This window comes from Ruegeria sp. CI5 (genome assembly GCF_056536885.1).
In genome coordinates this window covers 406,963-414,917 of the sequence record NZ_JBQFQN010000002.1, presented here as the reverse complement: position 1 = coordinate 414,917, position 7,955 = coordinate 406,963, and the positions used below count along the sequence as shown (strand labels likewise).

At 60.0% G+C, this 7,955-nt stretch carries 6 protein-coding genes; 2 read left to right on the top strand and 4 right to left on the bottom strand.

Translation table 11 applies throughout. The features are described from left to right. The 4 genes from bioB to ACR0BA_RS10675 all read right to left on the bottom strand — a co-directional run. On the bottom strand, positions 1-621 hold a 621-nt coding region (bioB, locus tag ACR0BA_RS10690), incomplete at its 3' end, for a biotin synthase BioB (protein WP_480727883.1). 116 nt (positions 622-737) lie between these two features. Continuing rightward, positions 738-2,354 (bottom strand): bifunctional aspartate transaminase/aspartate 4-decarboxylase, encoded by a 1,617-nt coding sequence (locus tag ACR0BA_RS10685; RefSeq protein WP_480727881.1) that lies wholly within the window; start codon positions 2,352-2,354, stop codon positions 738-740. Between the two features lie 19 nt (positions 2,355-2,373). Further along, positions 2,374-4,059: an aspartate-alanine antiporter gene (aspT, locus tag ACR0BA_RS10680; RefSeq protein ID WP_480727879.1), complete on the bottom strand. Its 1,686-nt coding sequence runs from the start codon at positions 4,057-4,059 to the stop codon at positions 2,374-2,376. 220 nt (positions 4,060-4,279) lie between these two features. Next, positions 4,280-5,815 carry a sulfatase-like hydrolase/transferase gene (locus tag ACR0BA_RS10675; protein WP_480727878.1) on the bottom strand — a complete coding sequence of 512 codons (1,536 nt, stop codon included), beginning with the start codon at positions 5,813-5,815 and terminating at the stop codon, positions 4,280-4,282. A gap of 197 nt (positions 5,816-6,012) precedes the next feature. Here ACR0BA_RS10675 and ACR0BA_RS10670 point away from each other — a divergent pair, with 197 nt between their 5' ends. Both ACR0BA_RS10670 and ACR0BA_RS10665 read left to right on the top strand, forming a co-directional pair. Next, the gene (locus tag ACR0BA_RS10670) at positions 6,013-7,137 is read left to right on the top strand and encodes an MlaE family lipid ABC transporter permease subunit (RefSeq protein ID WP_480727877.1); all 1,125 of its coding nucleotides are present in this window, start codon (positions 6,013-6,015) and stop codon (positions 7,135-7,137) included. Between the two features lies 1 nt (position 7,138). Next, on the top strand, positions 7,139-7,954 hold the full coding sequence (locus ACR0BA_RS10665; RefSeq protein ID WP_170341340.1) for an ABC transporter ATP-binding protein: 816 nt from the start codon (positions 7,139-7,141) through the stop codon (positions 7,952-7,954). Position 7,955: the final 1 nt, after the last annotated feature.

Genomic DNA, 7,955 nt, shown 5'->3' with positions numbered 1-7,955 from the left:
CAGCATGTCGATCCGGTCCTCACCGTTTTCGCCCATGCCCAAAATCCCGCCCGAGCAGACCTTCATCCCCGCCTCGCGCACGCGGTTCAGCGTGTCGATCCGGTCGGCGAAGGTGCGGGTGGTGATAACCTCGGGGTAGTAACGCTCGGACGTGTCAATGTTGTGGTTGTAATAGTCCAGCCCCGCATCGCGCAACTGCACCACCTGGGTGTCGTCCAGCATGCCCAGGGTCATGCAGGTTTCCATGCCCATTTCTTTGACGCCTTCGATCATTGCGACCAGCGCGTCCATGTCGCGATCCTTGGGCTCGCGCCAGGCCGCCCCCATACAGAACCGGGTCGAGCCCGAGTCGCGCGCCTTGCGAGCTTCGGCCAGAACGCGTTCGACCTCGATCAGTTTCGAGGCGCTCAGCTTGGAGCCGTTGCGTGCGGATTGCGAGCAATAGGCGCAATCCTCGGCGCAGCCGCCGGTCTTGATCGACAGAAGCCGCGACATCTGCACCTTGTTGGGGTCAAAATTCTCGCGATGTACGGTCTGCGCCCGATACAGAAGATCCATCAGCGGCAGGTCATAGATGGCCTGAGCGGTTTCGCGGGTCCAGGTGTTCGATGTAGCCGACATTTTATAGATAATTTTTCCCGATGATTCAGATTTACCCGGGTTTATCAATAAAGCCGAAAAACGCAACATCCGCGATGTCACAGGCGCAGAAAATGACCGTGACCGCTAACGGTGATTCAACCGTGAAGTGGCTTGTTGTTCGCCGCCCGATAGGCCTGCACATAACCGCGCGCGACCGAACGGACAGCGCGGCCGATCTGGGTGTATGCCTCGTCCGGCAAGTTGGCGAAAGACACCCGGGCGGACCAGTTCGGCGCATCGAAACCGCTGCCGTTCAGCAGCACGATCCCATAGTCCTCGGCCAGCTTGAACGCGATGTCCAACGGGTGGACGTTCTTCTTGATCCAGTCCACGACCTCTTCGCCGACGTATTTGCGCAGCCAGAATTCGAAGTCGATGATGCCGTAGTAGGCGTCATAGTGATCGCCCGGCTGGACCTCGATCCCCAAGGCTTCGGTCAGCAGGTGGAACCGTCGATGCACTAGTTCGATACAGGCGGTCTGATAGGCTTTCTTTGTGTCGACCAGCTCGCAGAGCGAGAACAACGTCATCATGACCTGCTGCGGCAGGGACAATCCGGCGGTGTGGTTCAGGGCCACATCCCGGCTGTCGGCCACGAGCCTGTCGACGAATTTGATTTCGCTGGGATGCAGGCTGAGCGTGCCGTAACGCTTGTCGAGCTTCTGCTTGATCTCGGCAGGATGCGCGGCGAGCTTTTCGTCGAAGATATTGTCCTGCGCGACGGCGATCACGCCGAGCCGCCAACCGGTGCAGCCGAAATATTTCGAATAGGAATAAACACCGATCGTGTTGCGGGGCATGTAGCCCATGACCGAGGTGAAATCATGTACGAAAGTGCCGTACACATCATCAGTCAGGACAATCAGGTCCGGCCTGTGGTTCTCGACCAAATCCGCGAGTTTGCGCAGAGAAGCATTGCTAAGGGCCACCGACGACGGGTTGCCCGGATTGACCAGAAAGAAGGCCTTGACCTTGGGGTCCTTCAGCTTTTCGACTGCAGCATCGGTCAGTTGGAACCCATCTTCCTCGTCCGTTTCCACGTGAACGGACTCGAGGCTGTAATCCTCAAGTTCGGGCATTTCGAGGTAGGGCGTGAAGATCGGCGTGCACAGGGCGATCGTGTCGCCCGGGTTCAACAGCCGGTTGGCCTTGAGCGATTTGAAGATATAGCACATGGCCGCCGTGCCGCCTTCCACCGCAAACAGGTCGAACTGCGCATCGGGACGGTGCCCGGCACACATGGCCCACATCAGGTATTCGTGGGCGATGGCGGCGTTGTGCTTAAGAATACGGTCGGGAACAGGGTAGTTGTCGCCGATGATCGAGTCCGTCAGTTCGTGCACGAATTCGTCAGCGTCGAAACCGAAGGCCCGGATGGCGTGGTCGATCACATCCAAAAGCGTGTCGGCGCCCGGCATCTCGGAATTGGCCCTGCCCCACTCCAACAGACGGTCATGGCAACCTGCCATTGCCGGCATCCCCCCAAGGCCCGCCGGATGATTCATGACGCGGCGCGACTCGGCCACGGCAAACTGGCCAAGCGCAAAGAAAGCTTCACGCGGGCGGGTGGCGACCCAATTGGGATTGCCCCGGCCGGCATTCAAAAAGGCGCTGTTGGATTTGCGCGCCTCGACCGAGGCCAGCTTGATCAGCTCGTCCTTGATCTGAAAGGGGCTGAGGGCTTCGTAATCGTGCAGCTTCAATCTGTCCATGACTCAAGACCTTTCCAAATCAACTGAGGATCAAAACGACGACCATCCCGAATATCGTCAGCAGGGTGTTTCCGATCGCGTAGGGCATGCCGTAGCCCAGGGCCGGAATCCGGCTTTGCGCGGCCTCCTGGATCATGCCGAGCGCCGCCGTCGTAGTGCGGGCCCCCGCGCAGGCGCCAAACAGGATGGCAGGGTGAAACTTGAATATGTAGTGCCCAACATAAACCGAGAAAATCATCGGCAAAGACGTGGCCACAATACCCCATAACAACAGCGCGATGCCTGCCTGCTGCAAACCAGCCACGAAACCGGGCCCGGCCGATATCCCGATGACCGCGATGAAGACATTCAGGCCCAGCGTATTCATCAACCACAGCGACGGTGCGGGAATGCGACCGAAGGTTGGGTGAACGGTGCGCAGCCACCCCAGCAGCAGCCCGGCCAGCAACGCGCCACCAGTGGTCGACAGGCTGATCGGAAAACCGCCCATTGTAATTGCAAGCGTGCCGATGACACCCCCGATGAAAATGCCCCAGCCCACAAAGGCCAGATCGGTCGTGTCAACGGGCCGGTCGGCGTACCCGATTTCGGCGATGGCCGCCTCGACATGGCGCTTGCTGCCCAGAATGGTCAGAATGTCACCGCGATGCAGAACCGTGCCCGGCAGCAGCGGCAGATCAATCATGTTCCGCGTCAGCTTCGACACATACACGCCACGGGCCTGAGGCATCTTGCTGAGCTCATCCAATGTCTTGCCGTGCACGTCCTTGCTTGTGATCAAAACGTCCAGTTTTTCCGATGGGATACTCAGCAGCTCGGGCGCATCCGCTTCCTTGAGGCTGGGCTCGAGCGCTCCGACAAGATCACCGCGCCGACCCGAGAACATCACGACATCACCCGCTTGCAGCACCGTGTCCGCGTCAACCTCAACGATCTTGCCGCCGCGGCTGAGGCGTTCGGCATAGACGCGGACACCGGGCAACAGATCCTTGACCGGCTGGCCGAGCAATTCGCTGCCTTCGGGAATCTCAAAAGCGCGCGCCTCGATCGCGCGATAGGCCGAAACGATGCCGCCTCCGGTCTCGACATCTTCGCCGCCACTCAGCTTGGCCTCGTATTCCTTGCAGGCGGCCACCAGGTCAACACCGATCAGGCGCGGGCCGATCTTGGCCAGAATGATCGCCGACCCGATCGTGCCGTAGATATATGTCACCGCATAGGCGACCGGGATCTGGTTGGAATAGGTTTTGGCCTGCTCGGCCGACAAACCCAACTGGTTGATCTGGTCCGTCGCCACTCCGATCGCCGCAGAAATCGTTTGCGAGCCGGCATACAGGCCCGCGGCGTAGCCAAGCTCGAGCCCGGCGATCTTGGCCGACACGACCGGCACGACCAGACACAGGGCGAGAACGCTCAGCGCAAAAAGCACCTCGCGCGCGCCGTCAACCTTGAGGCCGCGAATGAACTGTGGCCCAACGCCGTAGCCAACTGCGAAGATGAACAGGATGAAGAAGGTGGACTTCACCGCTGAATCAATACTGATCTGTGCCTGCCCGATCACGACGGCCGCCAACAAGGTGCCCGTGACCGAACCCAGACTGAACCCCATGACCTTGATTGGTCCGACCAAAAACCCGATGCCGATGGCGAGAAAGACAGCCAGTTCCGGATAGGTTTGCAGGATATTCACCAGCCAATCGACCATACTGCGCCTTTCGGGTTTGTTACGTCGCTCAGTCCACCCTGAACGTCAGCTGTCCGGAGGCCCGGACGAGTGCGATCAGCGCAGGAATTTCCAAGGTCACGATACCCCACGCGAACCGTTTGTCTATTGAATTATCTGAATTTGTTTGGCGCCGGGGCCGCGCGGAATTGTGTCCGCCAGCGGCGGCACAGGTTTGGAAAATCGTCGACAACCGCCTGGATCAATCGAACCTGCGCACTGATTTCGGCCCCTGCGATGTCACGGAATGCAGGGACAGGGAATGATCCATGTTCCGCATACGGTGGCGCAGCATTTCACGACCAAGCCGCGCCAAATCAGCTGCGTAGTCAGGGTTTGCGGCGACATTCTCGGCTTCGCCCCGACCGTGGTGGTCGAACAACAACGGCGGCAGGTCAGCTGCGAACTCGACCAGGGTAAAGCGCTCGTTACGCAGGATGCCCAGACACGAGTTGCTGTGACCCGTTCCAAGATCACTTTGAAACTGAGTGGGCGTCAGTGGATCGGCAAAGTCCAGCTCACTGAAGGAATACCGGCGCCAGTCCTCTGGCACGGCACCACGCAGCAGCGGCAGCAAGGATCGACCATCCATCGAGTTCGGGAGCTCTTGCCCAACCCAGTCCAGGATCGTGGGTGCGACATCAATTGACTCGGTCGGCACCTCGACGCGCTGGCCGGCCATCTGAGCGTTGCCAGGCATGCGAATGATCAGCGGCGTGTGGTAAGCCGCGTCATACACTGACATTTTGCCCCAGGAATAATGATCGCCCAGCATCTCGCCATGATCCGCAGTGATCACCACCAGCGTGTCGTCATACTGGCCGCTGTCCTTGAGAAAGCGGATGACCCGGCCGATATGATGGTCAACCTCGGTTGCCAATCCAAGATAGACGGCCCGCAAGGTCTGCGTGTTCTCATCCGTCGGCCCAACTTCGGAAAAACCTTGCACGCAGTCTTTTGGTGTATTCGAGTCCAGAGCGGGTCCAAAGAACGGGTGCACGGCCTTTTCGTCCTCGGGGCTGGGTAGACGGTTTGGCAAAGGCAACGCGTCGGGATCGTACATCCGGTTGTAGGGCGCGGGGGCCACCAGTGGCGGATGCGGACGGATATACGTCAAATGCGCGAACCATCCCGAGTTCCGATAGGCGGCAATTCCGTCCAGAAACCTGTTGGTCAGAAATGCGGTGTCGCTGTCCTCGGCCTTGTAAGGGGCCGGGTCGTTCAGTTTTGGGGCCGACCCATCCGGCGAAACCGGCTTGTAGAGATCCCAGTAGTCTTCGAACTCGTATCCCTGGCGCATCAAGTAGGACCGCCAAGGAAAGGACTCCTCAAGTCGCATTTCGAGCACTTCGTGAAACCCGTGCATCGGGTTTTCGTAGGTCTTCACCGACGGATCATTCGGATGATGAACCCGTGGATCGGCCGAGGTGTCTGTATAGCCGAACAGCATCGGCAGATAGCCGGCTTTTCGCATCTCGGTGGCGATGTTTGGCGTGTCATGGCGCAGCGGCGTTCCATTGCGGACCGAACGATGGTTCATCGCGTATTGCCCGGTCAGGATAGAGGCGCGGGACGGTCCGCAGGGATTGGTTACGGAAAAATGCCGGTCGAACGAAACGGCCTCGTCCATGAAGGCGCGCAGATTGGGCAGGTTGACATGATCAGCCAGAGCACCGCGCAGACAATCGGCCCGCAATTGGTCGATGATGATGAAAAGAACGTTTCCTGCTTGGCTCATGCCGTGATTCCCATTGGAAAACTGGTGTTCGACGGTGCGGACTGTGTCGGGGTTCCCTCGGGCAGGCAACCGGTTTTGCGCCAATTCTCGCCTCTTGGGCGACCCGGGCCGTGCAAACCGGTAACCCCCGCACCCAAATCGCCGCCCGGTTGAACAAAGCCATTGCGGCCCGGAACGGTTTCCCGTCTGATACCGGCATGACGAAACCCTCGATCGCAGTCGAACAGGAAGGCGGCACAGCGCGCGTGATTGTGTCTGGCGAAATGCTGACACAGTCGTTGAGCGCCGTCGAAAACGCCTTTCGCGCCACCCGCCCGGATGCGGCGCATGTGACGGTCGACATGTCCGAAATCGATGCACTGGACACCGGCGGCGCGTGGCTGATCGCGGACCTGAAAAACCGCTGTGCAGCCATGGGGGCGACCGTGGCTTTCGACGGGTTGAAACCGGCACATTCCGCGCTGCTGGAAACCGTCTCGGAGAACATTCCCAAGGACATTCCCGCCGAAGCCCCACCAAAAGGGTTCATGCCATGGCTTGAGAGCCTGGGCCAATCAACGGTGGGCGCCGGGCGCGACACCATGTCGATCCTCGGCTTTCTGGGCCTGACCTTGCACCGGCTGGGCCGCACGATGATCATGCCGTGGCGCCTGCGCCGCGCCGCGGTCGTGTCGCAGATGGAGGAAACCGGGTTCAAGGCCCTGCCCATCGTGGCGCTGATGGGGTTTCTGATCGGCGTGGTTCTGGCTTTTCAGGGGGCCACCCAGTTGAAACAGTTCGGCGCGGAAATTTTCGTGGTCGAGTTGATCTCGATTTCGGTACTGCGCGAGTTGGGCATCCTGCTGACCGCGATCATCGTGGCCGGCCGGTCCGGTTCGGCCTTCACGGCCTCGATCGGTTCTATGAAAGTGCAGGAAGAAATCGACGCCATGCGCACATTGGGTCTGGACCCGATCGAGGTGCTCGTCATTCCACGGGTTCTTGCACTGCTGATCATGCTGCCGATCCTGGGCTTCGTGGCCGACATCGCCGGCCTTTTTGGCGGCGCCCTGATGAGCTGGATCGATCTGGGCGTCAGCCCCGGAATGTTCATTACGCGCCTGAAGGAAAACACCAGCGTCTGGCATCTGGCGGTTGGGCTGATCAAGGCGCCGTTCTTTGCCATGGTCATCGGGGTAATCGCCTGTTGGCAGGCAATGCAGGTCAAGGGTTCCGCCCAAAGCGTCGGCCAACGCACCACCGCGTCAGTTGTTCAGTCGATTTTCATGGTCATTGCCATTGACGCGCTGTTTTCCATTTTCTTCTCCGAGATCGGTGTCTGACATGGATGGATCCGCTCAGACATCGACCGCCAAGCTGGACGCGCAGCGCGAAGCGGTGATCCGTGTGCGCAATCTGCGCAACCAGTTCGGTCCGCAGGTGGTGCATGACGACCTGAACCTGGATGTCTGGCGCGGCGAAGTGCTGGGCATTGTCGGCGGGTCCGGGACCGGCAAGTCCGTCCTTCTGCGCACCATCGTCGGGCTGAACAAACCTGCGGCAGGCAGTATCGAAGTTTTGGGTGTCGACGTGCTGAACGGCCCCGAGGCCGACCGACGCCGCATCGAGAAACGCTGGGGCGTCGCCTTTCAGGACGGGGCACTGTTTTCCTCGCTGACCGTGCTTCAGAACGTCATGGCCCCGTTGCGCGAACACACCGGCCTGAGCGAGAGCTTGATGCGGGCGCTCGGCAGCCTCAAGATCAGCCTTGTGGGGCTGCCACAGCTGAGTTGCGGCAAGTTCCCGTCAGAGCTGTCAGGCGGAATGCGCAAGCGGGCCGCGCTGGCCCGAGCATTGGCATTGGACCCCGAGATCGTGTTTCTGGACGAGCCCACCGCCGGGCTGGATCCCATCGGCGCCGCGGCCTACGACGAATTGATCGGAGAATTGCAACAGGCCTTGGGATTGACCGTTTTCATGGTAACACATGACCTGGACAGCCTGTACGCGATCTGCGACCGCGTTGCGGTTCTTGCAGAAAAGCGCGTGCTGGTGGAAGGTCCGATTGAAGACATGACCAAGGTCGACCACCCTTGGGTGCAGGAGTACTTCACAGGCCCCCGGGCCCGCGCGGCGCAACAGAAGGGGCAGGACAGGTAGA

Coding starts and splice junctions, on each gene's coding strand:
- ACR0BA_RS10665 (WP_170341340.1), top strand. CDS start 7,139: ATGGATGGATCCGCTCAGACATCGACCGCCAAGCTGGACGCGCAGCGC.
- ACR0BA_RS10675 (WP_480727878.1), bottom strand. CDS start 5,815: ATGAGCCAAGCAGGAAACGTTCTTTTCATCATCATCGACCAATTGCGG.
- ACR0BA_RS10670 (WP_480727877.1), top strand. CDS start 6,013: ATGACGAAACCCTCGATCGCAGTCGAACAGGAAGGCGGCACAGCGCGC.
- ACR0BA_RS10685 (WP_480727881.1), bottom strand. CDS start 2,354: ATGGACAGATTGAAGCTGCACGATTACGAAGCCCTCAGCCCCTTTCAG.
- aspT (WP_480727879.1), bottom strand. CDS start 4,059: ATGGTCGATTGGCTGGTGAATATCCTGCAAACCTATCCGGAACTGGCT.